The organism is Variovorax sp. SG517, assembly GCF_013376045.1.
GTDB lineage: Bacteria > Pseudomonadota > Gammaproteobacteria > Burkholderiales > Burkholderiaceae_C > Variovorax.
This window is the reverse complement of the sequence record NZ_JABMJG010000008.1, coordinates 92,953-117,602: the sequence shown is the minus strand read 5'-3', so window position 1 is coordinate 117,602 and position 24,650 is coordinate 92,953. Positions and strand designations below refer to the sequence as shown.

Here is a 24,650-nt window from a genome sequence, read left to right as displayed (position 1 = left end):
ACGACCAATTCGAGATGTCCACCATCGACCAAGACCAAGAGCCGGCGTTCGCCCGCGGCATCGCCGGGCCGCTCGGGAAGCTCACCGAAGACCTGAAGACCAAGGTTGACGAGGCGACTGACAAGGTATTCCGGCAGCACTGCGCCCTGAGCGGTACCGACGCGAGCACGCTGCTGCGCGACTTCGTGTACCTGACCTGCTACGGCAAGACGTGGCGTGCGATGGCGGCTGAGAAGCTGTTGCATGAGGAGGAGCGTATCGGTGCGATGCGCAAACTGACAGGGCCTTTTGAGGGCCCCGAATTCGCGCAGCGGGGAGGGCACCACTGATGAGCGCAGCATCCACCGGCCCCGCAGTGTCCCGACCACTGCTGATGGCCCAGCAGCACGCCGACCAGTTCACGCCGCGGTTCCTGGCATACCTGCCCGAGAACCTGCACGTCTACGACGCCTTCGAGCGCGAGGCCATGCGCATCGTGCGCCGCGGCTTCGAGCACTACAGCGCCCGCACCATCATCGAGGTGCTGCGCCACAACTCGGCGCTGGCCGAGCGCGGCGGGCCGTGGAAGCTCAATGACTGGCACACCCCGTACCTGGCGCGCCTGTTCGCGCTGCTGAACCCGGCCTTCGCGGGCCTGTTCGAGTTCCGCATCACCAAGGCTGTCGGCCGTGGCCGCGCTGCGGCGGCGAACGATCCCTCGATGGAAGGAGGCGCCGCATGAAGGAAGCTCTGTGGCGAGCTCTCGCTTTCGTCGTTTCGCGGCGCCCGGTCGCGGACTACCTGATCCGCCGCGCGCAGCGCACACCGTACTCGCCGATCACCGGCCGCAACAGCGACGACCTCTACATGGATCGCTGGTGGCTGTTCAACGCCTACGGCAAGGACGAGGAGGGCAACCAACTGCCCGCGCGCTGGACCAGCTTGCCCAGCGTCCGCGTGCAACACATCGTTCGGCCGGACGACGATGACCACGAGCACAACCACCCGTGGCCGGCGCGCTCGATCATCCTGCGCAGCGGCTACATGGAGGAGCGCCGGGAGGAGTACCGCGGCGCCAAGCTGCGCCTGCGTGGCTTCACCCAGCGCATCGACCCCAGCGTCTTCCATCGAATCACCGAGGTGTCCGATGGCGGTGCCTACACGCTGTTCATCACCTGGGGTGAGTCGAAGGGCTGGGGGTTCAAGGTCGACGGGAGCGTCGTGCCCTGGCGCAAGTACCTGGGGATCGAAGTCTGATGCGCGACCCCTTCAAACTCACCGGCCCCACTTGCTTGAGCTTCAGCGGCGGGCGCACCAGCGCCTACATGCTGTGGCGCGTCCTGCAGGCGAACACGCGCGAGAACATCGCGCGCTGGCTGATTGTCTGTTTCGCGAACACGGGCCTGGAGGCCGAAGAGACGTTGCAGTTTGTTGCGCGCTGCTCGTACGAGTGGGACGTGCGCATCGTGTGGCTGGAGTACCTGGGCGAGGAAGGCCGCATGTTCCGCGCCTTTACCGATCCAAGGTGGGCGGCCCGAGACGGCGAACCGTTCACGGCGCTGATCCGGCGCCGACAGTTCTTGCCCAACCCAGTCAGCCGCTTCTGCACCAGCGAACTGAAGATCCGCACGATGCACCGCTACCTGCGCGCGTTCCAAGCGTGGCCGGAGTGGGACCAGTTCATCGGCATTCGTGCTGACGAGCAGCGCCGAGTCGCCAAGATCCGCGCCCGCGGGACCAGCACGGAGACGCCAGACGAAACCATGTGCATGCCGCTGGCCGATGCCGGCGTGAGCGTTCAGGAGGTGGGGGCCTTCTGGAAGTCGCAACCGTTCGACCTTGAACTGGTGACGCACAACGGGCGCACGCTCGAAGGTAACTGTGTCTACTGCTTCAACAAGCCGCCGGCTCAGCGCCTTTCTATCGCGCGAGCGGGCCGCTACTCCATCACCTGGTGGGTTCGAGCGGAAGACGGCTCGCTCATTCCCGGCGCGACCGGCCGAGGCGCCCGCTTCACGAAGGACGGACCGAGCTACGCCGAGATCGCCCAGTACGCCGCCGACCAGGTGGACATGTTCGACCACGACCAGGAAGCCCTCGCGTGCTTTTGCGGGGACTGACCAGATGAGCGAAAAGAAAACCGACATCTGGATGCCCTTGTACATCGGCGAGTACGTGGCCGACACCATGACCTTCACGACCGAGCAGCACGGCGCCTACATGCTGCTGTTGATGGCGTGCTGGAAGGCCAAGGGCACGCTGCCGACCGACGACGAATCGCTGGTGTCCATCACCAAGCTGCCGGCGGCGAGGTGGCGCGCCATGAAGGTCAAGGTGATGGCGAAGTTCGATCTGAGTGCTGACGGCCTGACGATGGTCCAGAAGCGCTCGTCGAAGGAAATCGCGAAGGCCGAAAAGGTTAGCGCAGCGCGTAGCAGCGCAGGCAAAGCCGGCGCGGCAAAGCGTTGGCAGGGCGATAGCAAACCGATGGCAAATGCCATGGCAAACGAATCGCAAACCGATGGACAACAACAACAACAGTCACATCTACCTACCCAAGTAGAACCCCCACACACCAGTTCCGAACCCGGAGCGGTGGGGGGTGGGGAGCAAAGCCCGACGAAGGCAGGGGAGGTGTGCAAGGCGATCAGGGCGAAGAAGGTGGCCGACGTGAACCCGTCGAGTCCCGAGTTGCGGGCTCTCATCGACAAGGGTGTGCCCGTCGAAACCTTCGAGGCCGCCGCCGACATCTGCGCGAAGTCAAAACCGCCCAAGGGCTTTGCCTACCTGCTGGGCATCGTGAAGCGCCAGCTCGGCGAGGCCGCAGCCATCGCGTCGGGCGCCGGCATGCCCGAGAAACCTTGGGACGAGAACCGCTCGACCATCGAAGCCAAGGCCGAGGAGCTCGGATTGGGCCGGTGGAACGAGCACGACCTGAGCGTCGACCGCGAGACGTTCCCGCAATTCACGGCCCGCGTCCGCCGGGCTGTGGAGCAACGACAAGGAGTACCCGCATGACCAGTGCCCTCACCATCGTTCAGGTGGCGGTGTCCGCGCAGCGCAACCTGCAAGCCCTCGCCACGCACGAACGCTTCCTCCGTCAGCGAGGGGAGCTGACCCCGACGGCCATCGGTGGAATCCGAGCCTACAGCGCAGTCGAAAACGCGCGCCTGGACGTGTGCGCCGAGCACTTCGCTGCACTGCAGCCCGCCAACGACCTCGCGTTCGAGCAGAGCCCGGAGCACGCATGATCCCTTCGATCAATCCTTGGGACGCCGAAATCGAGGTGTTCGAGCAGTTGACGCTGGACCGGCTGCTGAAGCACGCCGAGCCGTGCGGAAACTGCCTCGAATGGACCGGCCATGCCGCGGGCGGTCTGCATCCGCAGGTGAAGCTCGGCGGGAGGGAGGGCCGGGTCTACAACGTGCGCCGCGTGCTGTGGGTTCTCACGCGCGGGTTCGTGCCATCCAACCGCCAGGTGGGCGTGAAGTGCGACTGCGAGCTCTGCGTGCACCCGGACTGTCTGGTGCTGCGCACGCGCGCCGCTGCGATGAAGGGCGTCAAGAAGTCCCTGCTGTCCGCTCGGCGGATGGCGGCCACGAAGCGCGCCAAGTCCAAGCTCACCGAGGAAATGGTGCGCGAGATTCGCTCGAGCGAAAAGCCTGCGATCTGGTTCGACCGCAACTGGCACCTCGGCAACGGGACCGCTTCCAACATCCGGCGCGGGCGCAGCCGCCGCGACTTCAGCGCCGACATGCTGGGAGGAATGCGCTGATGGCCCGCCGCCGCACCGCCGCGCTCGGGCTGATCGCTCGGGCCCTCATCGAGAAGCAGTGGCACGCAACCGCCGTGCGCGCGCAGATCCACGCCATTCTGGGCGACGACAGCGACCAGTTCGTAGCCGCCGCCGGCCGGGTGCTGTTCGTGGTGCTGGGCGCTCTCATGACCGAAGACATCGACCACGACCTGCCGGACGTGCGCATCGTGCGCGGTGCCTGCAATGCCCTGTACGAGCAGGCGGGCGTGCCGGTCATCGACCCGACGCGCCGCGCTTCGCTGCGGTCAGGGCTGGAGGCCTGTGACCGCCTGGTCGACGGGCTGCAGCGCAAGTCGCTGATCGATGCCGCGTGCGATCTGGAGCTGAAGTTGCAGAACGCGCACCTCGACTGGGCTGCCTTCGAGGCGCTGTTGGAGGGCATCGCAGCATGAAGTGCCCGAACTGCGACAAGGCCGCCGTCCGCGCCGACTGGCCGGGCTACACCGCCAACTGCCGGGAATGTCTGGCACGTGGCATCGCCAACGGCCCCGAATACTGGCGCTCGCGCCAAGACGGCACGCTGCGTGACGAGTACAAGGCCGCGCTCCGGACCATCTGGGGCGAGGACTGGAAGGGCGGGCACGAGGCGGTGAAGTCCGCCGCGGCTCGGCTGGACCAACTGCGGACCTCGCCGCAAGGGGCGCTGCTGTGACGGTTCACATCCTCGGCATCGACCCGGGCGCGAGCACGGGCCTGGCCGCCTTTGAGGGCGGCGCGCTGCAGTTCCTTCGCACCGTGGAGCCGCACACCATCGAGCACATGCTGCGCAGCTACATGCCCGCGCGCGTGGTGTTCGAGGACAGCCGCCTGGAGTCCAAGGTGTGGACGACCGCGGGCAGCCGCGCGGCCGCGCTGAAGATCGCCCGCAACGTCGGGCAGATCGACGCCTGGTGCAGCCTCATCACGTCGGTCTGTGCCGACCTCGGCATCCCGGCCCACGGCATCAGCCCGACCGCAAAGGGCGCCAAGCTCGATGCGGAGGCCTTCGCGCTCGTGACGCACTGGGCGGCGCGCAGCAATCAGCACGAGCGCGACGCCGCAATGGTGGCGTGGCCGTACCGAAGGGCCGTGAAGTCATGACGGTCACCCCCACCGAGCAATCCCGCCGCATGTCTTTCGGGCGCGGCGTCATGGAAGGCCTGCGCATGGCAGGCGTACAGAACCCAGGAGACGTGATGAACGCAGCGAAGTTGGCCCGCATCGAGAGCGGCCTGAACAGCATGGCCAAGAAGGTGCTCGCCGCCGTGCCCATCCAGACGCCTTGGTCGAAGGAACAGATCGTCAGCGAGCTACGCCGCGCCGGCGCAACCGTAGACCGCGCCGTCGTCGACGGCTGCCTCATCACCCTCTGCGAGCGCGGCGTGGTGAAGGAGCCCGCCCGGGGCACCTTCGTCCGGGTCATCGCTCGCCTCATCACCCAAGCTACCGAGGAGTTCAACGAAGTGTCCATCAACGCCCGACCCGCTGCTGCAGCGTTGCAGCCCCAGCCCCCCGCCCCCGAAAGGGAGGACTCGCTCTCTCGGCTGGCGAACGTCGCCGCACTGTTGCGCCGAGCGGCCGACGAGATCGACGGCATCGCGCTCGACGTGGAGGCGAGGGTACAGGCCGCGGGCAAGGAAGGTGAGACGCTGCGCCAGCTCAAGGCGCTGCTCACCGGTGCCTGACGAGAGGACCACATGGCAGACATCGCCCTGCAAGTCATCTGGCCCGACCAGGAACACGCACGCACCAGCCTGCTGGAGCGTGTTGCGCCCTGGTGCAAGGAACAGTGGGCCGCTGGCCGGCGCCTCGAGCTGGAGATCCGCTTGCACGAGGACGCAAAGACCGACCGGCAGCGCAAGTACTACCACGGCGTGGTGCTCAAGACCATCGCGGCGCAGGCCCGGCCGCACGGCGCGCAGTTCCCGCTGGCAGTGTGGAAGGAGCACTTCCGCGCCGAGTATTTGGGCTGGAAGACCATCACAAGCCGCAACCCGCTCACGGGCAAGAAGGTGCGCCGGCGCGAGCGCGTCAGCACCGAGCGTCTGGGCGTGAAAGGCTACAGTCAGCTCATCGACCGTGTGAGCGCCTTCGCCGCCACCGAGCTCGGCGTGACGTTCCCCGCCAGCTTCGAGCAGTGGGAGCGCATGCAAGTTGACCCGGACACCGGCGAAATCATCGGGGGAGTTCTGGGATGAAGTGGTTCATGGACTTCTACTGGCAGCTGCGCGTCCTGCCTTACGCGGTGAAGCACCTGCTGGGCCGCTGGTATGTCCTGAGGGACGCGCCCGACGGCGTGGTCTTCTGGCTGGCCAAGGCGCACCGGGAAGCGCTGCGGGATGAGCTCGCCCAAGACGATGATGTGATGTCCTTCCTTGCGGAGGGCACGCGGGAGCTGGAGGTGCGGGTGCAGCGCCTACGCCGAAAGATCGAGCGACTTGGGGGTAAGCAGTGAAGCGGAGTGCGCCCATGCTGCGCACCGGCTTCAAGCGCCGGCAGCCGAAGCTGATCGGCGTAGACCTGGCGCGCGAGCCGAGCGTGACGGTGCTCGCGCGCGTGGAGCCCGTCCCTGGGCGGATCGTTCGCATGGCGGCGATCAACGACGCGGATTTCCGCGGGGCGGTGCCGAAGACCGAGCCGCAACGCAATCCAGCGCTGCTGGCGATGGCGCGCGGTCAGCGCTGCCTGCTGTTGGTGCCCGGCGTGTGCCAGCCGGACCCGGCCACCACGGTGGCCTGCCACAGCAACCAGTCCGCGCACGGCAAGGCCGGCGCGCGCAAGGCTGATGACCAATGGCACGTGCACGGGTGCGCGGCATGCCACTGGTGGCTCGACCAGGGCCCGGCGCCGGCCGCCGAGAAGGTGGAGCGCTTCGGCGCCGCCCACCGTTGGATGGTTTCCATCTGGCAAGACATCGTGGCGGGCGTTCAGCCGGCCACACCGAAGGAGCGCCGGGCCGCCGCATGGGCCCTGGCCAGGATTTAAAACGAGGAGAACGAATGGCTGAAGCCCAGAAATCAACCCTGCTGGTGGTGCTGGAGGCTGTGCAGGATCTGCACGCCCAGGAGCAGGTGGTAACCCGCGAGACGCTGGCCGAGCTCACCGGCCTGAAGCTCACGACCATCGATGACCGCCTCGGCGTCCTGGTGGACGAGGGCGACATCGTGCGCGTGCAGCGCGGCGTCTTCGTGCCGGCGGTGCGACACGCGCCCGCGCGGCCCATGTCCAAGACCGTCATGCCCGACGGCACCGTAAAGATCGAGATCGGCGACGAGGTGCTCACGCTCACGCCGCGCGAGGACCGGGCGCTGGCGAACCTGATGGCCGGCGCCGCCGCGCAGGCCGCAGCCATCGAGACGGGCAGGAACACCGCGCTGCTCGCGGCCGAGCTGGGCGAGGAGGTCAAGCGCCTCCGCCGCCAGGTCACGGCGCTGGAGGTGCGCGTCGATCCGAACCAGGGCCAGCTGTTCGCCACCCCCTGTAGGGCGGGCGCCTCGGCGGCCAACGGGGCAAAGTTCGAACGCGCGGTGTAGCTCAGCCAGGTAGAGCGGCAGGTTCATACCCTGTGTGTCGTCGGATCGAAGCCGACCACCGCAACCAGATAACCACCCCGAAGGGGCTCAACCGTGATTCGAGCACGGGCCGGAAGGCATGGTGCCGGGAAGCTGCGCAAGGCAACCCGGACGAGGCGAAATGTCGCACCCGCTTGCGCCCGGCGCCCCGCTACTACGCATCTGAAGACCGATCAGAAATCGCCCCCAGACGGGGGCATCCGCGTAGCGCTGATTAGTCGTTCTCGGTCCGGTACTTCTCCATCGCAGACGACAGGAAGCGCGCCTGGCCTGCCCTGAGCACGCAGGAGTCGAGGTCAAGGTCAACGGTGAAGGCATCCGCCGCGGGCTTGAAGGTCGCGGAAACACCATGCTCTTCGAAATACTGCGTATAGTCGCTGATGACAGAGTCATGCAGGCGGGAGCGCCCGGTTTCATCCTTCACCTCGGCGGCAGTGATCTTGTACGTGTAACGCATGACACCACTTTCCGCCACTCGGTTGATGCTGGACTCGATGAACGCATCGAGAGTCGATTCTGCAAATTTGAGATCTTCGGCCTTCACGGCAAGCTCCTGTAAAAATCCCTAGCACACCTGCAAGGTGCTGTAAGACTATCACAAGAATCTGGAGTGCGCTCGGTTCTTTGTGGTTCTGAGGGCGCCGGGAGCTTCAGATCGGTTGAGCAAACACAGCAGCCCAATGCATGTGGCTGCTCTTGTGGTGCCGCATTTCCCTTAGCTGGAATGTGATGCGAACGCGCCCGATGCGCGCTACATCGACCTCGGCCTCCCGAATCTCCGGCTCTCCTTGCGCGGGAGGCGGCAGCTGATTCGACGCAGCGGACAGTTCCTCGACCGACACTGCGGCGAGCACCCCATTCGGGTGGAACGGGTCTTTGAGGTCGGGCATCTTCCCATCGCCGTACTGCACCAGCATCTTCAGCGCCGTCATGCCGTTGCGCACGCCTTTGTCTTCATCGCAGTTGTTGAAGATCATGTGGGCGTGCCGCGCCTTGTAGGCCAGCCGCACCGTCTCGGCGATGATGCCCTTGAGCTCGGAGTCGGAGTACTCGTAGGAGAACCTCTCCGCTGGCGACGACACTGCGGCGTTGTAGGTCTCGGTGTTTCGCCCGTGCAGGCGCACCAGCATGTAGTTGGGGTTCGTCACCTCCCAGATCGGCGGCACGCTGTTGTCGAACCCCCGCGGCCCGTCGACGACGGTGTGCACGGCGTTCAGGCCGCGCAGCATCGCGAGCGTCTCGACGGTCCGGCTCGTGCCATCCCACCAGCTGCTGTGCCGAAACTCCACGCTGATGGTGTCGCGCGGCAGCTTCTGGCGGATGGATTCCAGGTGCGCAACCACCCGTGGGCTCGGCACCACCGAGGGGGGGAACTGGAAGTGGATCAGGCCCAGCTTCCCATTCAGGCGCAGCGGCTCCAGCGATTGGCTGAAGGCGTCCCAAAGGGCATCCTTCACCTCGTCGGCGGTGTCGCGGTAGAGCAGCCGCTTCCGGCCGGGCAGCAGCTCCTTCACGCCGCGCGGCAGCACCTGCACGTCGGTCTGGTGCCCGGTGAAGAACCGGAAGGCCTTCACGTTGAAGACGAACCCCTCAGGCGTGCGCGCCGCCCAGTTGTGCGTGTTGGTCTGGGAGGGGATGGCGTAGTAGCTGCTGTCCACCTCGACAAGCGGGAAGATGCTGGCGTAGTAGCGCAGGCGCGCCTCCGGCGTCTTGCAGTCCGGAGGGTAGAAGCGGCCGCAGTCGATCAGTGTCTTCTCGGCCCAGGAAGCATGCCCGACGAGAGTCATGCCCCATTATGGGCACCAGCCGCCGCCCCCCTGTAGGGATTCGCCGCGTCGGAGCTCCGCGTGAACATCACCTCACCGTTCACCGGAACCCCGAACTTGGCATCAGCCCTGGTGCTGGAGTGGGGGGCAAGCCACTCCGCTAGACCCCTTGCACGTCCCAGGGGATTCAGGGCGGGACGAGAACCGCACGGTCCAGCGTGTACCTCCCCACGCAGTCGGATGGACCGAACCCCCGGCGCTTTCGCCGGCCAGTTGTCTCCTCGCGCGGCCTCGGCCGCACGTTCGCCCGCCAGAACCACCCTGGCGGGCTATTTTTTCCCATCCAGTAAGGCGGGAATTGGAACACCCAGGTCGCTCAGCACGAGGTAGTGCCACTTATCTTTGAACTTGTTGGCGAACGCATCGCGGGCGGATCTGTCAGGCAGGATGACGGTTACTTTCGCTGGGTCAAGCGTAAGCGCGTCGGTTCTCAGTCGCCACTCACGCTCCCACGTGAAATCGACGTCACCCGGTTTATCAAGATGAAATCGCACGTGCCGGTACTTCATGTCCTCAGGCAGCGCGTTGTAATCGTCTTCGGGGCCGTAAATTACAGGCCTTCCGCCTAGCTGGAACAACCAGCGTTTATCGACCATCACTCCATATGGCTCGTACTTGAAGTGGTGTGTCGTCGGGTGCGCAAGGATGTACGGCAACTTCGAAACAGGCACCTCGCTGAAGCAGGTGCATACGTACTTGCCTTTAATGAACCCATCGCCGCCCTTTAGCGTACTGTCATCAAGGATCGACTCCAGGTTTTTGATCGCTTCTTCGCGATTCTGACCTGCCTCCGTGCTGGTGCCCCGTGTCAGGTGGATTAAGCGATCGCTCAAATCGTCTCGGACCATAGACCTTCTCCTCATGTGACGCGGCACTCGTTCGGTCCCGCTGCCGCGATTTTGCCGTAGTACATCTCCCCCTCTAGGGTTAGACGGTCACCGCGGTGCCGTGAAGACTCGCGCGCATGGCAACACGCAAGCCGGCCAAGAAGCAGGCACCCGCATCGAAGAAGACCACCACCAAGCCCGCCGCCCCCAAGAAGGCTGCGGGCGCACCTGCGCGCAAGAAGGCGCCGCCCCCCGTCAAGGCGAAGAAGCCGGCGCGACCGGCCCGCGCAGCACCGGCGCCAGCCGCGGAGCCCGCGCAGCTCGGCCTGACCGACCTCCAGCAGCGCTTCGTCGATGAGTACCTGGTGGACCTGAACGGCACACAGGCAGCCATCCGAGCCGGCTACAGCCCGGACACCGCCCGGCAGATGGCATCGGAGAACCTGTCAAAACCGTACATCCAGATTGCCATCGCTGACGCCCGAAAGCTCCAGCAGGCGCGCACGCACATCGAAGCCGACCGCGTGGTGGTGGAGGCCTGGAACATCGTCTTCGCAGACCCCCGCGAGCTGGTGCAGGTCAAGGTGGGCTGCTGCCGGCACTGCTGGGGCGAGGGCTTCAAGTTCCAGCGCACCGTGGGCGAGTTCAACCATGACCGCGAGCAGCACGCCCTGAAGGCTGGCAACCTGGCCGACTTCGACGAGAAGGGCGGCATCGGGTTCGACCCGCTCAAGCCGCCGCATCCCTCCTGCCCGGACTGCGGCGGCGACGGATATGCCCGCACGGTGCTGGCAGACACCCGGCACCTCTCTCCCGCGGCGCGCGCCCTGTATGCCGGCGCCAAGATGACGAAGTACGGCATCGAGATCGCCATGCACGACAAGGCAGCCTTCGCCGAGAAGCTGTTCAAGCACCTGGGCCTCTACGAGAAGGACAACCAGCAGAAGACCGACCCGCTGGCTTCGCTGCTGAGCCGCATCACGACGGGCAATGCCAATGGATTCCGGCCCGTGGCGGACGATCCGGAGGCACCCAACGCCGGTGCGTCGTCTTCGAGCGCACTGCAGCCGCGCCAGGACGTGGACGGCGAGGACTGAGCATGGCGAAGAAGGTGCAGGACGACGAGCGCGAGGACTGGCTGCCCGAGGTGGCCGGCGCTTCCGCGCTCGACGGCCAGCTCTGGCCCGACAAGCCGCGCGAACCGAGCCGCATCAAGGTCATTCCGCCCACCCAGGCGCCGCAGGACGCAGCGGAGCTCGAGCGCTGCCTGCAAGACCCCGAGTGGCGCCTGTTCAGCGGCTGCCTGTACCAGATCATCGTGAAGGGCAAGAACGAGGGCGATGACGACCTGGTGCAGCCCTTCATTCCGAACCGAGCCCAGAAGCGCTTCATACGCCGGCTCTGGCACCGCAACATCATCCTGAAGGCCCGCCAGCTCGGCTTCACGACCCTCATCGCCATTCTCTGGCTGGACCACGCCCTGTTCAACGGGAACCAGCGCTGCGGCATGATCGCCCAGGACCGCGAGACGGCCGAGGCCATCTTCCGCGACAAGGTGGTCTTCGCCTACGACCACATGCCGGAGGAGCTGCGCGAGCGCTTCCCGCTGGCCAGGGCCAGCACGAAGGAACTGCTGTTCGGCCACAACAACAGCAGCATCCGCGTGGCGACCAGCGTGCGCGGCGGCACGATCCACCGCCTGCACGTCTCCGAGTTCGGGAAGATCTGCGCCAAGTTTCCCGCGAAGGCGAACGAAGTGGTCACCGGCTCGATACAGGCGGTGCCGCTGTCCGGCATCCTGGTGATCGAGAGCACGGCCGAGGGCACGGAGGGCGAGTTCTACGACATGTGCCAGCGCGCCCAGGCGCTGGTGGCTGGCAAGGCCAAGCTCACCGCCAGCCAGTACCGCTTCCACTTCTACGCCTGGTGGCAAGACCCCGCGTACACGATGGACCCGGCGGGCGTGGCCATCAGCAACGAGCAGCACGACTACTTCAACGAGATCGAGCAGGCGTGCGACTGCAAGATCGACACGGGCCAGCGGGCCTGGTACGTTGAGAAGCTACGCAACGACTTCTCGGGCAAAGAGGAGCGGATGTGGCAGGAGTACCCCTCGACCCCCGAGGAGGCATTCCAGCAGTCCACCGCCGGCCACTACTACGCCAAGGACATGGTGCTGCTGCGCAAGCGCGGCGCCATCTCCCAGGTGCCCGTGCTCGACCTGCCGGTCTACACCTTCTGGGACATCGGCAACAGCGACGGCACGGCCATCTGGTTCATGCAGGTGCTGCGCGGCGAGGACCGCTTCATCGGCTACTACGAAGAGCACGAGGAAGACCTGCGCCACTTCGCCCGACATCTCCAGGACAGGGGCTTCCTGTACGGCGGCCACTTCCTGCCCCACGACGCGGACCACAAGCGCCTGGGCGACTACAACCGCAGCACCCGCGAGCAACTGCAGCTCCTGCTGCCCGGCCAGAGCTTCTTCATCGTGCCGCGCGTCACCGAGCTGATGACCGGCATCTACGCCGTGCGCAAGCACCTGAAGAGCGCCTACTTCGACATCGACGGCACGAAGGAGGGCATCCAACGCATCCAGGGCTACCGCAAGAAGTACAGCCAGTCGGAGAACCGCTTCCTCGACCAGCCCGACAAGAGCAACGGCTGCACCGAGGGCGCCGACGGCCTGCGCCAGTGGGCCCAGGCCAAGGAACTTGGGCTCCTCGAAAGCCTGACCGAGAACAGCAGCTACGTGGAGGCCCCGGAGCCTGCCTGCGTGTGAGGACCACCACCATGACGAACCAGACCAACGACCTCGACCCTGTAGACACGCCCGACGGCGATGTGCCGCTCTCGCTCGCCGAGTACCGCCAGATCATCGACGAGATCGATAACCAGCCGCGCACCTGGCGCCGCACGGCCGACCGCGAGATGGACTATGCCGACGGCAACCAGCTCGACACCGAGCTCATCCGCCACATGAAGTCGCAGGGCATCCCGACCACGATGGAGAACCTGATCGGCGCATCGCTCGAAGGCATCCGGGGCTATGAGGAGGCCACGCGCACCGATTGGCGCGTCACCCCCAACGGGCAGCTCGGCGGGCAGGACGTGGCCGACGCGATCAACTTCAAGCTGAACGAGGCCGAGCGCAAGAGCAAGGCGGATGACGCATGCAGCGGCGCCTTCTACCCACAGATCGCCGTGGGCATCGGCTGGGTGGAGGTGACGCGCAACTCCGATCCATTCGACTATCCCTACCAGTGCAACCCGGTCCACCGCAACGAGATGCACTGGGACTGGACCAGCACGAAGGCTGACCTGAGCGACGCACGTTGGCTCCGGCGCCAGCGCTGGATGCACCCCTCGCGCCTGGCGCGAGTCTTCCCCGACCAGAAGGAGCTGATCCGCCGCTACGGGCGCGCCGGCATCAACTGGTGGTCGGAGTACGACGACACGCAGTACGGCGGCGGAAGCACCGGCCTGAACAGGGCTTGGGACATCGCGCGCGAGTGGACCCGGCTGGAAGACCGCTGGTTCAACCCGATGAACCGGGAGGTGTGCGCTTCGGAGCTCTGGTACCGCCGGTGGTCCGATGTCATCGTGCTCAAGAGCCCGGACGGGCGCGTGGTGGAGTACGACGAGAACAACCCGGCGCACGTCGTTGCGCTGGCGCAGCGGCGCGTGCGGTTCATGCGCGCCACGGTCGCCAAGGTCCGGCGCAGCTACTGGCTCGGCCCGCACGTGCTCTTCGACGGGCCCTCGCCCTATGCGCACCGCTACTTTCCGTACGTGCCATTCTGGGGATTCCGCGAGGACGGCACCGGGGTGCCGTTCGGCTACGTGCGCAACCTGATGGACCAGCAGGACACGCTGAACAACGGCAACGCGCGGCTGCGCTGGGGTATGAGCTCCTACCGCACCGAGCGCACCAAGGGCGCCGTGGACATGCCCGACGATGTGTTCCGTCGGACCATCAACCGGCCCGACGCCGACATCGTGCTCAACGCGGCCCACATGGCGCAGCAGGGTGCGCGGTTCGAGGTGAAGCGCGACTTCCAGGCCAACGCGCAGCAGCTCGAGCAGCTCCAGAACGCGCGCAACGCCATCGAGCGCATCAACCCGGCGGCCGCGGGAGCGTTCTCCGGCCGGCGCGGCACCGCGAACAGCGGCATCCAGGAACAGACCCAGGTGGAGCAGGCCAACCAGTCGCTCGCACACATGATGGGCAATCAGAAGCGCGGGCGCACGCAGGTGGGCGAGATGCTTGTGTCGATGATCGTGCAGGACATCGGGTCGAGTGAGCATGCCGTCGTGATCGAGGGCGATGCCATGACGCCGGAACGGATGATCGTGCTCAACAAGCCCGAGACGGACCCGGCCACCGGCATCCCTTACCTGTCGAACGACCTGCAGCGCACCATGCTGCTGGTCGGGCTGGAGGACGTGCCGAGCACGAAGACCTTCCGCGCCCAGCAGCAGCAGTCGATGGCCGATTCGCTCAAGGGCCTGCCGCCGCAGTACCAGGCCGCGGCCATGCCGTTCCTCGCCTCGCTCATGGACGTGCCGTTCAAGCGCCAGCTCGTGGAGGCGCTGCGGACGGCTTCCGCTCAGGAGTCGCCCGAGCAGGTGGAGAAGCGTATCCAGCAGGCGGTGCAGGATGCGCTCGTCAAGGCTGGCAACGACCTGAAGGCGCGCGAGCTCGATATGAAGGAGCGCAAGACCGAGGCCGAGATCCGCAAGCTCATGGCCGACGCGGTGCAGGTGGGCGTGCAGGCTGCCTTCGCTGCGATGCAGGGCGGCGCGCAGGTAGCGCAGATGCCAATGATCGCGCCCATCGCGGACGCCATCATGCAGGGCGCAGGCTACCAGCGGCCCACGCCGGCCGGTGACGATCCGAACTTCCCGACGCCAGCACAGACGGCGGCCATGAACATCAAAGACCCCTACATCCAGGGGCAGGGCCCCGCGGGGATGGCCGCCCAGGAGGAAGCTGCTGCTGCAGATCCCGTGCGCGAGAACACCAGCCCGACGTTCCCGGCACGAGCGGCGGAGGGGGCTACAGGGATGGACGGGATCGAGACTGCGCGGACCACCGACAACGTACCCGCATAGATCGCGTTCAGCCTGTCAAGCCAGGGCGCCGGCCAACACCCGGCACGCCCTCGAACGGCGCATCTGGCAGAAAGTGTTCGTAGCCCGGGACCGCCCTTGTGGGGTCCGCGGCAAAGGCCCAGCGCTCATGCGTCGGATCAGATGCGGAATGTAGGGAGCCCGCCGCCCATTGGGCAAAGCTCAGCACTATCTCCAGGGGCGTTGCAACCGCGAGATCGATACTCCCTGAGAAGCCCACGAGCGTGGTGTATGGATCGACGTTGACGATGGCCTGTACATCATCCTTCGAGATTTGGACCCTCCGCACGTGAGCCAGTCGGTTGCGAATCGTCCCAAGGGCATTCAGCCCGGGAACCATCGCACTGAGCATGCTGCGGTCGGTCGGCAACATGCGCACCTTCTGACCGTATCGCAGGCCAAGCTTGTCCATGTCCAGGCCGGGGAACAGATGCTTGAGGTATTCGGTCAGGAAGAACTCCACGACCAGATGTGCATGCAAGACTTGCCCCAGCTCAACAGAGTCCTGTCCCCACACGGACTGAAATTCGGCATGGCGCGCTTGAACGTGGCGCATCAACCCGTCGGGACCTCCGAACTGCGCAACAACTCGCGCGTACAGCACGTCCTGGCCTATGGGCGGGAGAGGAGGGAGATTGTTGTCGGTCATGCATTCGAGACTAGCAAATCGACACCCCCTGTAGGGATAGGTGCATGCCCGACGGTCCGGGACGATCACTGCGTCAACGGGTAGCGGCCAAGACGACAAACCACAGAGCCCTGTGCTCTGGCATCCCATCCCCGCAAGGGGAACGGCCGCTACCGGGGATGCCAGACCACAGGGCTTTTGCCTTCTCAGGAGCCTCATGTCCAACCCGAACCCCATCATCATCCCGACCGTCGGCCGCGTCGTCTGGTTCTATCCGGCGCCGAAGAGCGGCGAATCGGGCTTCGCCTGCAACGAGAGCGGTGGTCCCTATGCGGCGATCATCGCCCGCGTCTGGAACGACAGCATGGTCAACCTCGGCGTCTTCGATGCGAACGGCACTGTGCACAGCAGGACCAGCGTGCGCTTGGTGCAGGGAGACGAGGCACCGCCCGACAGCGCGTTCTGCGGATGGATGCCCTTCCAGAAGGGGCAGGCGGCCAAACAGGACACCCAGACCAAGGAGGCGAACGGCGGGCCGCGCAGCTTTCGCTCCCATCGCGACGAGCTCGAGCAGTCGGCCGCGCACGCAATCGCCACGCGCGTCGCAGAGCTGGGCAACAGCGGGGCCCGGATCGGCCACGAGGTGCGGCAGGCGCTGGATGCGCTGATGAGCTACGGTGCAAAGCCCGTGGAGCCGGCCGGCGGGAACCACGCCTCGCGCGTGCTCTATCCGGCGATCCGCAATGCCATGGGGGAGCTGCGGGCGTTGCACCCTGGCTTCAACGAACACGTCAACCGGGCATGGAACTACCTGCACAGCGCCTTCTACAGCGAGTCGCCGGCACCAGCTTCCGAGCCCGGCCTGAGGGTGACGTTGACATGCCTGCCTGTGCACGACGATCACCGGAAGGAGACGGCGGCTGCCAGCGCGGTCAATGCCCTTCGCGAGAGCGTCCACGAGGCATTGGACGAAGGGCTGATGCGTCACATGACGGGCGCGACCACGGCTGATTGCGCTGTAGCTGGCTACGCGCCCCCGCACTGCGATTTTGGCGACGCCATCCGCCATCTCAAGGCCGGCCGCCGCGTGGCGCGTGTGGGCTGGAACGGCAAGGGCATGTTCCTGTTGCGAGTGAAACCCGACGACGACACCATGGTCCCCAGCTTGCCCGCCTATTCGGTCCTCGGCGTCAGCGACATGGTGAGCCACTGTCTGCCGTGGATCGGCATGAAGACCGCCGACAACAAGCTCGTGCCGTGGCTGGCCTCGCAGACCGACATGCTGGCTGTGGACTGGGTGCTGGTCGAATGAACGCCATGACGGAGCAAGAGCTGGCCACCAAGGCGGTGGCGCCGCGCATCACACCTGCCGACATCGAGGCAGCCATTGCCAGCGAGCACTACTTCACGGCTGCGCAGGGGCTGCTCGGCGTGCAGTGGGATGCGGTGCCGCGCAAGACCATCATCGACACGTCGCCCGCCGCCCTGCGGATGGTCACGATTTGTGTGCTGGTGCTGCGCAACGGCACCAAGATCGTCGGCGTGAACGAAGGACCGGTTTCCCCGGAGAACTTCGACCCCGAGATCGGCAAACGCTATGCGCGCGAGAAGGCCATCGACCAAATCTGGCCCCTGCTGGGCTATGAGCTGCGCAGCCGCCTTTCCGGCGCTGGTGCCTGAGGAGCACGCGATGGCGGTACCTCGCATCTCAGCATTGCCTCCCGCGCGCCCGGCATTGCGGAGCTTCCGCCTGTTGGACGGCTCCATCCGGGAGCCTGTGGCAGGGCTGGTGGAGTTTGTCTTGGCCCAGGACGATTTCGGCATGGGGCTGCGCGGGCGTGCCGTATACCGAGTGGAGTACGCAATGGTGTTTCGAGCCGATCACCATGTCGATACGTCGCGCCTGCTTGCCTCCGAGGCCCGACGGGCGGACTTCGACCTCTGCAGGACGTGCTTGCTCGACCTGGTTGCGCAGGTCCGCGAATACAACGCGGTGGTGCTCCCCGTGCCCAACGACTGAGATAGCCCATGGACATGTTCACTGCTACCACAGCTACCACCAAGGGAGAGCCACCCCCGACGATGGATCAGATCCTTGCCTCGATGGAGCTTCTGCTGCGTGACCCGCTGCCGCTGGAGCCGCTCGGCGAGTTCATGCGGTCGAAGGGCATGCCGCCCGAGCTGGGCTACATCTTCGTCCTGCCGGAGAGCATGCGGGGTGAGCTGATGTTCCCGCCGCGCTACGTGCGCTTCAGCCCGAGCACCGCGGCGCCGTTCATCTTTCTGCGGCCGGAGCTCGTCGCCCCCCTGTAGGGTTTCACGAGAGGGCAGGCCCTCGGCAAAGTCGCACCCAAGCGTGACGCGAAAGCTGATCGTGAAGCAGCCCGCTCGTGAGAGCCGGCACCTCCCTCGAAAGAGCGCGAGGTAACTCCCCCAGCTGGAGGTGTACGGGGTGGGGCTTCGGCCTCACCCAGTGCTCCGAATGCGGATGTCCCTAGCGGCCACGGCGATATGTGGCGGACGAGCATGACGGCAACAACCGACAACTTCTTTGACAGCATCAACGGCGCACTGACGCCGGAGCAGGCTCTCCAGGCATTGCGCTTGGAAGAGCAGGGCGATACCGGCGGCAAGCCGGAAATCGGTGGCGCGCCCACGACCACCACTGCGACCGACGACAAGCCCGGTGCCGCTGAGCCCACGAAGGGCAACGAGCAAACCGACGAGACCAAGGGCAAGCCCGATGGCGCGCAGCCCATCCCGGAAGACCAGCAGACCGCGGACAACACCGTGATCCTGGCGAAGGATGGCAAGCACACCATCGACTTCAGCCACCTGGACAAGGCACGCCAGCAGCGCGACACGTACAAGGCGGAAGCCGAGGATGCGAAGCGCCAGTTGGCGGACCTGCAGGCGCAGGCGAAGGCCCGCGAGAACGAAGGGCAGGCCCCGACCAAGACCGACAACATGGTCGCCACCGCAGAGGCGGCCATCGAGAAGGGCGTGGACCCGGGCCTGTTCGGCGACTTCTCGGAGGAGGCGCTGGCGGCCGGCATCGCCAAGCTGGTGCAACAGCAGGTAGAGGAGCGCGTCGGCAAGGCCGTCGTACCGCTGCAGGCCAAGCAACAGCAGGACGCTGCCACCGCGCACTACGAGGCCATCTACAAGGCGCACCCCAACGCTGACTCCATCGTGGAGAGCGCCGAGTTCAAGGCCTGGGTGGATGCCCACCCAAGCGCGGTCCGCAATGCGTACTGGCAGCTGTTCGATCCGAAGACGGGCGGGACGGCTGAGCAGATCGTCGAGGTGTTCGATGCCTTCACGAAAGGCAACAAGGAAGCTCCTACGCCCGCAGCCCCTGACAAGGCTGCGGCCACGGCCGCCGCTGCTTCCGCGCGGACGGAACCCCCTGCAAGCCTGTCCGGCATCCCCGGCGGGCGCGCAGACGGGCTCTCTCCGCACGAGCGCATGGCAGGCATGGGTGGCGTCGACATGTACGCGGCCATGGAAAACATGAGCCCCGCGCAGATCGAGGCCTTCTTGAACAAGCAACTCTGATTGCACCAGGCATCGCCGGGAGGCGAAGCCCATCCCATTGAAGGAGGACACCGTGTCCGAAAGCAAAACCAACGTCCCATCTGGCGCCACCGGCGCCATGATCCAGCAGGCGGTAGGGGTCTTCCACACCTGCATGCAGCGCAATACGACGCTGAACCGCCTGACGGGCAAGATGCCCACCATCGAGAACGCCATCGCGGGTGCGAAGCGCCAATCGAAGCCCACGATGCCCATCGTGCGTGCCGACGACCTGGGCAAGAACAAGGGTGACGAGATCACCTTCCACCTCGACAACCCCATCGGCGGCTACCCGATCATGGGTAGCGAGTACGCCGAGGGCAAGGGCGTGGGCATGTCGTTCTCGGAAGACCGGCTGCGCATCAACCAGGCGCGCTTCCCGGTGGACATGGGCAACACCATGACCCAGATCCGCAGCCCCTACGACCTGCGCCGCCTGGGTCGGCCGAAGGCCCAGCAGCTGATGAACGACTACATCGACCAGTCGATCCTCGTTCACCTCGCTGGCGCACGCGGCTACCACGACAACAAGATCGAATGGCGCGTGCCGGTCGCGGCGCACCCGAAGTTCAAGGAAATCATGGTTAACCGGGTGAAGGCGCCAACGCGCAACCGGCACCTGGTGGCCGGCGGCGGTGCGGTGGGCGAGGTGAAGGCGAACGCCGGCGAGCTGGTCATCGCCACGACCGACCAGTTCACCATGGACGCGGTGGACTCGCTGCGCTCGTGGATGGACCAGATCCCGCTGCCGCCGCCCCCGGTGGAGTTCGAGGGTGACCTCGCCGCCACCGACAGCCCGATCCGCGTCGCGCTGGTGTCGCCGGCCCAGTACAGCGGTTTCGCCACGAACCCGGACTTCCGCAGCTTCCAGGCCAACGCCTACGCGCGCGCCCGGCTGGCGAAGGACCACCCGCTGTTCCTCGGCGACGTGGGCCTCTGGAACGGCATCCTCATCGTGAAGATGCCCAAGGCGATCCGCTTCTACGCGGGCGACGACCTGGCTTACTGCGCAGCCTACGACAGCGAGGTGGAATCCACCGTGAAGGTGCCGGCTGCGTTCGGTACCACCTTCGCGGTGGACCGCGCGCTGCTGCTTGGCGGCCAGGCGCTGGCGCAGGCCTTCGGTAGCTCCGAGAAGAGCGGTATCCCGTTCTTCTGGAGCGAGAAGGACGGCGATCACGGCGACAAGATGGAAATCTTGATCGGCGCGATCCTGGGCATGTCGAAGATCCGCTTCGCGGTGGACCACGGCGACACCACCCAGTTCACCGACCACGGCGTGACGGTGCTCGACACCGCTGTCCGCATCATCAAGCCGCGCGGCTGATGCCCTCGGAGGCTGGCCCCGGCCGGCCTCCCTCTCCACTTTCAACGACACCCACAGGAGGCCATCCATGGCAACCATCAAGAAACTGGGGCTGGGCCTGCAGCAGTTCGGCGGCTTCACCCCCTACGGCAACCTCACCACGCTGCGCGCCGTCCTGCTCACGGCAGCCGACGGCGGTGCGGTCAACGCCGATAGCGCCGCGCCGCTCGGCGTGGGCGATGTCGTCGTGCTCGACAAGCTGCCCGAGGGCTTCGTGCTCGAAGACGCCCAGGTCATCGTGTCGACGGCGATGACGGCGGCCGTGACCGGCTCGCTCGGCTTCATCTATGCCGACGGCGTGGACAGCGCCGACGTGCCGCAGGACGCCGCGTACTTCGGCGCGGGCCTGGCGCTCAACGCGACGGGCCGCCTGCGCGCCGCCACCGCCAAGGCCCCGGTGAAGCTGCCCAAGCCCGCGCTGCTGGTGCTGACCATCGCCGGTGCGGCCAACGCGAAGGCTTCGCGCCTGGACGTGATCGTGCACGGCGAACGCACCGGCCCGAAGTAATCGACGCTGATGCGTAGCGGGGCGGGGCCATCGGTTCCGCCCCTTCGTCACATTCAAGAGGAGCATCCAATGTCCGCAAGCCAACTCGTCGCCATCACTTACATCGGTACCGAGACGCCTTTTCAGGACCGCATCTACCGCTCGCGCCTGACGTTCGACCCGGACCAGACGCGCGAAGTCCCGGCGGAGCTCGCTACCAAGTTCCTGCTGCACGCCGACGTGTTCAAGGCGGCCGACGTGAAGGCGGCCGATGCCACCTCGAAGTCCAAGAAGGTCGAAACGCCGAAGGACGACACGCAGGAGACGCTCGAAGCCGCCCAGAAGGCCGAAGAGGAGCGCCGCCAGAAGGAGAACCAGCGCTTCGAGCTGCACCAGCAGATCGACAAGATGGACAAGCAGGCGCTGCGCGACTGGACGAAGACCAAGTTCCAGCAGGAGCTGCCCGGCAACCTCGGCATCGAGAAGATGCGTGATCGCGTCAAGGGCTTCGTGGACCAGTTCGGAGCCCCATGACCCTGCAGGACTTGATCCGACGCTTCCGCGTCCTGTCCAACGACAAGCTGCAGCCCTATTTCTGGGCGGATGCCGATGTCGTTGACTGGCTGAACGACGCAGAGCAGCAGGCCGCCGTGCGCGGCCGGCTGCTGCGCGAGGATGCGAACCCTGCTGTGTGCCGCATCACCCTCGCGGGCGGCCAGGCCGTGTATCCGCTGCATGCGGCGGTGTTCGAGATCATCAGCCTGCACCTACAGCCTGCCAACGGCGACCGACCGCGCCCGCTCAAGCTCGTTTCGCGGGAATGGCTGGATGCCGAGATGCCTGGCTGGCGCGAACGTGCGGACCCGACGTGCTTCGTGATTCAGGACGACACCTCTTTGCGGGTGGTCGGCACCATCGAGGTTGGCGACGTAATCGTGCTCGAGTGCTATCGGACGCCGCTGGAGCCGATGGCGCTGCCGCCGGCCGGCTCGCCGCCGCCGGTGGTCCGTGGCTCCCCCGAGATCCACAAGACACACCATGAGCACCTGCTGCTGTGGGCGCTGCACAAGGCTTTCAGCATCCCCGACACCGAGGCATTCGACCCTGCGCGCTCGGACAGGGCAGAGGCCGGGTTCACCGCCTACTTCGGGCCGATGCCGGACAGCGACCTGCGCCGCATCACGCGCGAGGATGTTCCACACCACAACGTGCTGATCCTCCCATGAGCACGACCCTGGTCCACGTTGAGCTCCGCGTCGGCGAGACAGTGCGCATCGGCAACACGCTGGTGACGCTCTCGCACAAGTCGGGGCAGCGCGCGCGTCTCGCCATCTGCGCCGACGCGAGCACCTCCATCCAGCGCCCAGCCGGGCGCGCAACCACCGGCGCGCAGGAGTGCGCTTCTTCCGCTGAAGAGGCCGCAAATGGCAAACACCCTGTATGACGCTGCGCGGCAGCGCTTCCTGGAAGCCCAGCTCAACTGGGCAACCGACACCATCAAGGTTCTGTTGGTCGACACCGGCGCATACACGCCGCAGACGGCCATCCACCAGTACCTCGCGGACATCCCGATCTCGGCACGCATCGCGGGACCGGTTACGCTGACCGCGAAGACCACCACCGGCGGAGCGGCCGATGGCGCCGACGTGACGTTCACGGCCGTCTCGGGCGCGAGCATCGAGGCCATCGTGATCTACCGCGACACGGGCACCGAGGCCACGTCGCCGCTGATCGCCTACATCGACACGGCCACGGGCCTGCCGATCACCCCCAACGGCGGCGACATCATCGTCACCTGGGACAACGGCACGAACAAGATCTTCAAGGTCTGACCGTGGGGAGCGCAGGAGTGCAAGACATGCAATCGCCCGCGGCCGCGCCGCAGAAACCGCCGCCGCTCATCATCGGCGTGGAAGGCATCGCTCCGAAGCCCATCGAGCTGACGCCGGCGGCGGTGCCGGTCATCAACTGGCGCATGGTGGGCGCGCTGCCGCCATTCCAAATGTTCGTGCACGAGCTGGCGCCGTGCCCGCCCGGCTGCGACAGCCAGGAATGGGCCATCGACTACGCGCTGCGCTTCACTGGCCAGCGCGGCGACGATGTGCTCATGGGCGAGTACAGCGCCTGGCACGAGGCAAAGGGCTACTGGTCGAACGAGACGCCGCTGGGCGTGCTGAAGGACTGAGGGAGGACGGCGATGGGGCATCGAATGGCCGGCATCATCTATGGTGAGAACGTCGCTGGCCGCATTCTCGAACTGCGACAGGGACTGGACCCGTTGCTGGTATCTTCGGACCTGATCAGCTATCCCGGTAGCATCGGGAGTAGCGGTGCATTTGCCGCGCTGGCTCCGGACCTGAAGGCCGGGGTGGTGACCTTCAACAGCAGCACGTCGGGGCAGAACTTTCGGTACTACCCGGACATGAACACCATGGCGAACCCTGTAGCGCCGGCCGCCGGCTTTGCCGCTGCCACCACGGTCTGCGCCATCTCGAATGACTACTACGCGATCGGTGGCACAGGTTCGCCGTTCTTGTACGTCTTCAAGCGTAGTGATCACTCCCTGGCCTCAGTTGCCACCACCGGACTCAGTTCCATCTATGCATTGGATTTCTCGCCGGACGGTACGAAGCTGGTCGTGACGCACGGGAATTCGCCCTACATCCGCGTCTACAACACTTCGACCTGGGGGTACACGGACGCGGTGACGGTGCCAGCCGGCGGCTCGAACTATGGGGTGGCATTTACATCCGACAGCACGCGCTTCGTCGTGATGTGCAATTCGTCGCCTTACGTGTCGATCTACAACGCGACGACCATGGTGCGGAGCTATGGCTACACCGCGAACAGCAAGTACACGCCTGCGACGAACTATATTCGGCCGCTCGTGCGGCATCCGACCACGGCGAACTCGTTCTTGATGGCGATCAGTGGTTCGCCGTACATCGCTGAGTTCAACGCTGACACGCAGGTCTTGACGGACTTCACAGCTCTGACGACCGGAGGGGTCATCGGCGCGGGCTACAGCCTAATCGTTGATCCAGACCCCTCAGAGGACGCGGTGTACCTCCGACACAACGTGGGTTCAACATTTCCCTCGCGGACCTTGTCGAAGTTCAAGCTCTCGACTCGGGCCCCATATGCTTCGCAGGCGGCGATCTACAGAAACGCCATGTGGGGCAACGTCGGCGGGCTGACCCCTTTCGTCATCACCTACGACACGCCCTACAAGATCACCGGGACGGTGCGCGACATCAGCAACAACCCCGTGGCGCGCGTGGTGCGCGCGCACCGGCGAGACACCGGTGAGCTCGCCGCACAGACCACCTCGAGCGCGAGCACCGGCAACTACGACTTGCGCGTGCCGGACATCGGACCGTACGACGTGCAGTTCATGACGGCCGCCGGCGAGCTGCTGAACGACCTGTTCTACGCGCAGACGGAGCCGCAGCCGGTCTAG

35 protein-coding genes and 1 tRNA gene are annotated in these 24,650 nt (G+C 65.9%); 32 read left to right on the top strand and 4 right to left on the bottom strand.

Annotated elements, in window-relative coordinates:
- Window positions 1-14: 14 nt before the first annotated feature.
- From FHT32_RS23710 to FHT32_RS23635, 16 genes are all read left to right on the top strand, one after another.
- Window positions 15-329, top strand: a complete 315-nt coding sequence (locus FHT32_RS23710) for a hypothetical protein (RefSeq protein ID WP_132751658.1) — start codon at window positions 15-17, stop codon at window positions 327-329.
- Window positions 329-721, top strand: a complete 393-nt coding sequence (locus FHT32_RS23705; protein WP_176667056.1) for a hypothetical protein — start codon at window positions 329-331, stop codon at window positions 719-721. The genes FHT32_RS23710 and FHT32_RS23705 overlap by 1 nt, the downstream gene beginning before the upstream one ends.
- Complete coding sequence (locus FHT32_RS23700) at window positions 718-1,236, top strand: hypothetical protein (protein WP_176667055.1); 519 nt, start codon at window positions 718-720, stop codon at window positions 1,234-1,236. Before FHT32_RS23705 ends, FHT32_RS23700 begins: the two co-directional genes overlap by 4 nt.
- Window positions 1,236-2,099, top strand: coding sequence for a phosphoadenosine phosphosulfate reductase family protein (locus tag FHT32_RS23695; protein ID WP_176667054.1), 864 nt, complete (start codon window positions 1,236-1,238; stop codon window positions 2,097-2,099). The genes FHT32_RS23700 and FHT32_RS23695 overlap by 1 nt, the downstream gene beginning before the upstream one ends.
- A gap of 4 nt (window positions 2,100-2,103) precedes the next feature.
- Complete coding sequence (locus tag FHT32_RS23690; RefSeq protein WP_176667053.1) at window positions 2,104-2,997, top strand: DUF1376 domain-containing protein; 894 nt, start codon at window positions 2,104-2,106, stop codon at window positions 2,995-2,997.
- A complete protein-coding gene (locus tag FHT32_RS23685; RefSeq protein ID WP_176667052.1) occupies window positions 2,994-3,230 on the top strand; it encodes a hypothetical protein in 237 nt (78 codons plus the stop codon). The genes FHT32_RS23690 and FHT32_RS23685 overlap by 4 nt, the downstream gene beginning before the upstream one ends.
- The gene (locus FHT32_RS23680) at window positions 3,227-3,754 is read left to right on the top strand and encodes a hypothetical protein (RefSeq protein WP_176667051.1); all 528 of its coding nucleotides are present in this window, start codon (window positions 3,227-3,229) and stop codon (window positions 3,752-3,754) included. Before FHT32_RS23685 ends, FHT32_RS23680 begins: the two co-directional genes overlap by 4 nt.
- Window positions 3,754-4,188 carry a hypothetical protein gene (locus FHT32_RS23675; protein ID WP_176667050.1) on the top strand — a complete coding sequence of 145 codons (435 nt, stop codon included), beginning with the start codon at window positions 3,754-3,756 and terminating at the stop codon, window positions 4,186-4,188. Before FHT32_RS23680 ends, FHT32_RS23675 begins: the two co-directional genes overlap by 1 nt.
- Window positions 4,185-4,448 carry a hypothetical protein gene (locus FHT32_RS23670; RefSeq protein ID WP_176667049.1) on the top strand — a complete coding sequence of 88 codons (264 nt, stop codon included), beginning with the start codon at window positions 4,185-4,187 and terminating at the stop codon, window positions 4,446-4,448. Before FHT32_RS23675 ends, FHT32_RS23670 begins: the two co-directional genes overlap by 4 nt.
- Window positions 4,445-4,876, top strand: a complete 432-nt coding sequence (locus tag FHT32_RS23665) for a hypothetical protein (protein ID WP_176667048.1) — start codon at window positions 4,445-4,447, stop codon at window positions 4,874-4,876. The genes FHT32_RS23670 and FHT32_RS23665 overlap by 4 nt, the downstream gene beginning before the upstream one ends.
- Window positions 4,873-5,460 (top strand): hypothetical protein, encoded by a 588-nt coding sequence (locus tag FHT32_RS23660; protein ID WP_176667047.1) that lies wholly within the window; start codon window positions 4,873-4,875, stop codon window positions 5,458-5,460. Before FHT32_RS23665 ends, FHT32_RS23660 begins: the two co-directional genes overlap by 4 nt.
- A gap of 12 nt (window positions 5,461-5,472) precedes the next feature.
- Window positions 5,473-5,973: a recombination protein NinB gene (locus FHT32_RS23655; protein ID WP_176667046.1), complete on the top strand. Its 501-nt coding sequence runs from the start codon at window positions 5,473-5,475 to the stop codon at window positions 5,971-5,973.
- Between the two features lie 8 nt (window positions 5,974-5,981).
- The gene (locus FHT32_RS23650) at window positions 5,982-6,230 is read left to right on the top strand and encodes a hypothetical protein (protein WP_176667045.1); all 249 of its coding nucleotides are present in this window, start codon (window positions 5,982-5,984) and stop codon (window positions 6,228-6,230) included.
- Window positions 6,231-6,244: 14 nt separating this feature from the next.
- Complete coding sequence (locus FHT32_RS23645; RefSeq protein WP_256099135.1) at window positions 6,245-6,760, top strand: nuclease domain-containing protein; 516 nt, start codon at window positions 6,245-6,247, stop codon at window positions 6,758-6,760.
- A gap of 14 nt (window positions 6,761-6,774) precedes the next feature.
- Window positions 6,775-7,308, top strand: a complete 534-nt coding sequence (locus FHT32_RS23640) for a hypothetical protein (protein WP_176667044.1) — start codon at window positions 6,775-6,777, stop codon at window positions 7,306-7,308.
- Window positions 7,299-7,375 (top strand) — tRNA-Met (locus tag FHT32_RS23635). The genes FHT32_RS23640 and FHT32_RS23635 overlap by 10 nt, the downstream gene beginning before the upstream one ends.
- 186 nt (window positions 7,376-7,561) lie before the next feature.
- On the opposite strand, the gene FHT32_RS23630 is transcribed toward FHT32_RS23635, so the two are convergent.
- The 3 genes from FHT32_RS23630 to FHT32_RS23620 form a co-directional block, all read right to left on the bottom strand.
- Entirely contained in the window at window positions 7,562-7,891 is a 330-nt protein-coding gene (locus FHT32_RS23630; RefSeq protein ID WP_176667043.1) for a hypothetical protein, read from the bottom strand.
- A gap of 106 nt (window positions 7,892-7,997) precedes the next feature.
- Complete coding sequence (locus FHT32_RS23625) at window positions 7,998-9,134, bottom strand: DUF72 domain-containing protein (RefSeq protein ID WP_176667042.1); 1,137 nt, start codon at window positions 9,132-9,134, stop codon at window positions 7,998-8,000.
- A 308-nt stretch (window positions 9,135-9,442) separates the two neighbouring features.
- Window positions 9,443-10,021, bottom strand: coding sequence for a hypothetical protein (locus FHT32_RS23620; RefSeq protein WP_176667041.1), 579 nt, complete (start codon window positions 10,019-10,021; stop codon window positions 9,443-9,445).
- Between the two features lie 116 nt (window positions 10,022-10,137).
- Here FHT32_RS23620 and FHT32_RS23615 point away from each other — a divergent pair, with 116 nt between their 5' ends.
- From FHT32_RS23615 to FHT32_RS23605, 3 genes are read left to right on the top strand one after another with little or no spacing between them, the layout of a single operon-like run.
- Complete coding sequence (locus FHT32_RS23615; protein WP_176667040.1) at window positions 10,138-11,097, top strand: terminase small subunit; 960 nt, start codon at window positions 10,138-10,140, stop codon at window positions 11,095-11,097.
- Window positions 11,098-11,099: 2 nt separating this feature from the next.
- Window positions 11,100-12,782 (top strand): terminase, encoded by a 1,683-nt coding sequence (locus FHT32_RS23610; RefSeq protein WP_256099134.1) that lies wholly within the window; start codon window positions 11,100-11,102, stop codon window positions 12,780-12,782.
- Window positions 12,783-12,793: 11 nt separating this feature from the next.
- Window positions 12,794-15,115 (top strand): hypothetical protein, encoded by a 2,322-nt coding sequence (locus FHT32_RS23605; RefSeq protein WP_176667039.1) that lies wholly within the window; start codon window positions 12,794-12,796, stop codon window positions 15,113-15,115.
- A gap of 7 nt (window positions 15,116-15,122) precedes the next feature.
- On the opposite strand, the gene FHT32_RS23600 is transcribed toward FHT32_RS23605, so the two are convergent.
- Entirely contained in the window at window positions 15,123-15,782 is a 660-nt protein-coding gene (locus FHT32_RS23600) for a hypothetical protein (protein WP_176667038.1), read from the bottom strand.
- A gap of 196 nt (window positions 15,783-15,978) precedes the next feature.
- Here FHT32_RS23600 and FHT32_RS35110 point away from each other — a divergent pair, with 196 nt between their 5' ends.
- The 13 genes from FHT32_RS35110 to FHT32_RS23535 all read left to right on the top strand — a co-directional run bounded on the left by FHT32_RS35110 (window position 15,979) and on the right by FHT32_RS23535 (window position 24,650).
- Window positions 15,979-17,073 carry a DUF2829 domain-containing protein gene (locus FHT32_RS35110; RefSeq protein WP_256099133.1) on the top strand — a complete coding sequence of 365 codons (1,095 nt, stop codon included), beginning with the start codon at window positions 15,979-15,981 and terminating at the stop codon, window positions 17,071-17,073.
- Between the two features lie 5 nt (window positions 17,074-17,078).
- Window positions 17,079-17,441: a Gp49 family protein gene (locus FHT32_RS23590; protein WP_256099132.1), complete on the top strand. Its 363-nt coding sequence runs from the start codon at window positions 17,079-17,081 to the stop codon at window positions 17,439-17,441.
- Window positions 17,442-17,514: 73 nt separating this feature from the next.
- Window positions 17,515-17,781: a hypothetical protein gene (locus FHT32_RS23585; protein ID WP_176667036.1), complete on the top strand. Its 267-nt coding sequence runs from the start codon at window positions 17,515-17,517 to the stop codon at window positions 17,779-17,781.
- Between the two features lie 8 nt (window positions 17,782-17,789).
- The gene (locus FHT32_RS23580; protein ID WP_176667035.1) at window positions 17,790-18,074 is read left to right on the top strand and encodes a hypothetical protein; all 285 of its coding nucleotides are present in this window, start codon (window positions 17,790-17,792) and stop codon (window positions 18,072-18,074) included.
- A 213-nt stretch (window positions 18,075-18,287) separates the two neighbouring features.
- Entirely contained in the window at window positions 18,288-19,319 is a 1,032-nt protein-coding gene (locus tag FHT32_RS23575; protein ID WP_176667034.1) for a hypothetical protein, read from the top strand.
- A 52-nt stretch (window positions 19,320-19,371) separates the two neighbouring features.
- Window positions 19,372-20,664 (top strand): N4-gp56 family major capsid protein, encoded by a 1,293-nt coding sequence (locus tag FHT32_RS23570; RefSeq protein ID WP_371132243.1) that lies wholly within the window; start codon window positions 19,372-19,374, stop codon window positions 20,662-20,664.
- 67 nt (window positions 20,665-20,731) lie between these two features.
- Window positions 20,732-21,211 (top strand): hypothetical protein, encoded by a 480-nt coding sequence (locus FHT32_RS23565; protein ID WP_176667033.1) that lies wholly within the window; start codon window positions 20,732-20,734, stop codon window positions 21,209-21,211.
- A gap of 69 nt (window positions 21,212-21,280) precedes the next feature.
- Window positions 21,281-21,724 carry a hypothetical protein gene (locus tag FHT32_RS23560; RefSeq protein ID WP_176667032.1) on the top strand — a complete coding sequence of 148 codons (444 nt, stop codon included), beginning with the start codon at window positions 21,281-21,283 and terminating at the stop codon, window positions 21,722-21,724.
- The gene (locus FHT32_RS23555; protein ID WP_176667031.1) at window positions 21,721-22,416 is read left to right on the top strand and encodes a DUF6682 family protein; all 696 of its coding nucleotides are present in this window, start codon (window positions 21,721-21,723) and stop codon (window positions 22,414-22,416) included. Before FHT32_RS23560 ends, FHT32_RS23555 begins: the two co-directional genes overlap by 4 nt.
- Window positions 22,413-22,634, top strand: a complete 222-nt coding sequence (locus tag FHT32_RS23550; RefSeq protein WP_176667030.1) for a carbon storage regulator — start codon at window positions 22,413-22,415, stop codon at window positions 22,632-22,634. Before FHT32_RS23555 ends, FHT32_RS23550 begins: the two co-directional genes overlap by 4 nt.
- Window positions 22,615-23,022, top strand: coding sequence for a hypothetical protein (locus tag FHT32_RS23545; protein WP_132751636.1), 408 nt, complete (start codon window positions 22,615-22,617; stop codon window positions 23,020-23,022). Before FHT32_RS23550 ends, FHT32_RS23545 begins: the two co-directional genes overlap by 20 nt.
- A gap of 26 nt (window positions 23,023-23,048) precedes the next feature.
- Entirely contained in the window at window positions 23,049-23,375 is a 327-nt protein-coding gene (locus tag FHT32_RS23540; RefSeq protein WP_176667029.1) for a hypothetical protein, read from the top strand.
- Between the two features lie 24 nt (window positions 23,376-23,399).
- A complete protein-coding gene (locus FHT32_RS23535; protein ID WP_176667028.1) occupies window positions 23,400-24,650 on the top strand; it encodes a hypothetical protein in 1,251 nt (416 codons plus the stop codon).

What these genes read in the sequence shown, in the direction of transcription:
- FHT32_RS23555 (WP_176667031.1), top strand. Translation starts at nt 21,721, where the DNA reads ATGACCCTGCAGGACTTGATCCGACGCTTCCGCGTCCTGTCCAACGAC.
- FHT32_RS23650 (WP_176667045.1), top strand. Translation starts at nt 5,982, where the DNA reads ATGGACTTCTACTGGCAGCTGCGCGTCCTGCCTTACGCGGTGAAGCAC.
- FHT32_RS23550 (WP_176667030.1), top strand. Translation starts at nt 22,413, where the DNA reads ATGAGCACGACCCTGGTCCACGTTGAGCTCCGCGTCGGCGAGACAGTG.
- FHT32_RS23685 (WP_176667052.1), top strand. Translation starts at nt 2,994, where the DNA reads ATGACCAGTGCCCTCACCATCGTTCAGGTGGCGGTGTCCGCGCAGCGC.
- FHT32_RS23615 (WP_176667040.1), top strand. Translation starts at nt 10,138, where the DNA reads ATGGCAACACGCAAGCCGGCCAAGAAGCAGGCACCCGCATCGAAGAAG.
- FHT32_RS35110 (WP_256099133.1), top strand. Translation starts at nt 15,979, where the DNA reads ATGTCCAACCCGAACCCCATCATCATCCCGACCGTCGGCCGCGTCGTC.
- FHT32_RS23540 (WP_176667029.1), top strand. Translation starts at nt 23,049, where the DNA reads ATGCAATCGCCCGCGGCCGCGCCGCAGAAACCGCCGCCGCTCATCATC.
- FHT32_RS23605 (WP_176667039.1), top strand. Translation starts at nt 12,794, where the DNA reads ATGACGAACCAGACCAACGACCTCGACCCTGTAGACACGCCCGACGGC.
- FHT32_RS23700 (WP_176667055.1), top strand. Translation starts at nt 718, where the DNA reads ATGAAGGAAGCTCTGTGGCGAGCTCTCGCTTTCGTCGTTTCGCGGCGC.
- FHT32_RS23690 (WP_176667053.1), top strand. Translation starts at nt 2,104, where the DNA reads ATGAGCGAAAAGAAAACCGACATCTGGATGCCCTTGTACATCGGCGAG.
- FHT32_RS23610 (WP_256099134.1), top strand. Translation starts at nt 11,100, where the DNA reads ATGGCGAAGAAGGTGCAGGACGACGAGCGCGAGGACTGGCTGCCCGAG.
- FHT32_RS23620 (WP_176667041.1), bottom strand. Translation starts at nt 10,021, where the DNA reads ATGGTCCGAGACGATTTGAGCGATCGCTTAATCCACCTGACACGGGGC.
- FHT32_RS23640 (WP_176667044.1), top strand. Translation starts at nt 6,775, where the DNA reads ATGGCTGAAGCCCAGAAATCAACCCTGCTGGTGGTGCTGGAGGCTGTG.
- FHT32_RS23590 (WP_256099132.1), top strand. Translation starts at nt 17,079, where the DNA reads ATGACGGAGCAAGAGCTGGCCACCAAGGCGGTGGCGCCGCGCATCACA.
- FHT32_RS23670 (WP_176667049.1), top strand. Translation starts at nt 4,185, where the DNA reads ATGAAGTGCCCGAACTGCGACAAGGCCGCCGTCCGCGCCGACTGGCCG.
- FHT32_RS23655 (WP_176667046.1), top strand. Translation starts at nt 5,473, where the DNA reads ATGGCAGACATCGCCCTGCAAGTCATCTGGCCCGACCAGGAACACGCA.
- FHT32_RS23680 (WP_176667051.1), top strand. Translation starts at nt 3,227, where the DNA reads ATGATCCCTTCGATCAATCCTTGGGACGCCGAAATCGAGGTGTTCGAG.
- FHT32_RS23675 (WP_176667050.1), top strand. Translation starts at nt 3,754, where the DNA reads ATGGCCCGCCGCCGCACCGCCGCGCTCGGGCTGATCGCTCGGGCCCTC.
- FHT32_RS23565 (WP_176667033.1), top strand. Translation starts at nt 20,732, where the DNA reads ATGGCAACCATCAAGAAACTGGGGCTGGGCCTGCAGCAGTTCGGCGGC.
- FHT32_RS23535 (WP_176667028.1), top strand. Translation starts at nt 23,400, where the DNA reads ATGGCCGGCATCATCTATGGTGAGAACGTCGCTGGCCGCATTCTCGAA.
- FHT32_RS23695 (WP_176667054.1), top strand. Translation starts at nt 1,236, where the DNA reads ATGCGCGACCCCTTCAAACTCACCGGCCCCACTTGCTTGAGCTTCAGC.
- FHT32_RS23575 (WP_176667034.1), top strand. Translation starts at nt 18,288, where the DNA reads ATGACGGCAACAACCGACAACTTCTTTGACAGCATCAACGGCGCACTG.
- FHT32_RS23580 (WP_176667035.1), top strand. Translation starts at nt 17,790, where the DNA reads ATGGACATGTTCACTGCTACCACAGCTACCACCAAGGGAGAGCCACCC.
- FHT32_RS23600 (WP_176667038.1), bottom strand. Translation starts at nt 15,782, where the DNA reads ATGACCGACAACAATCTCCCTCCTCTCCCGCCCATAGGCCAGGACGTG.
- FHT32_RS23560 (WP_176667032.1), top strand. Translation starts at nt 21,281, where the DNA reads ATGTCCGCAAGCCAACTCGTCGCCATCACTTACATCGGTACCGAGACG.
- FHT32_RS23705 (WP_176667056.1), top strand. Translation starts at nt 329, where the DNA reads ATGAGCGCAGCATCCACCGGCCCCGCAGTGTCCCGACCACTGCTGATG.
- FHT32_RS23625 (WP_176667042.1), bottom strand. Translation starts at nt 9,134, where the DNA reads ATGACTCTCGTCGGGCATGCTTCCTGGGCCGAGAAGACACTGATCGAC.
- FHT32_RS23710 (WP_132751658.1), top strand. Translation starts at nt 15, where the DNA reads ATGTCCACCATCGACCAAGACCAAGAGCCGGCGTTCGCCCGCGGCATC.
- FHT32_RS23545 (WP_132751636.1), top strand. Translation starts at nt 22,615, where the DNA reads ATGGCAAACACCCTGTATGACGCTGCGCGGCAGCGCTTCCTGGAAGCC.
- FHT32_RS23645 (WP_256099135.1), top strand. Translation starts at nt 6,245, where the DNA reads ATGCTGCGCACCGGCTTCAAGCGCCGGCAGCCGAAGCTGATCGGCGTA.
- FHT32_RS23660 (WP_176667047.1), top strand. Translation starts at nt 4,873, where the DNA reads ATGACGGTCACCCCCACCGAGCAATCCCGCCGCATGTCTTTCGGGCGC.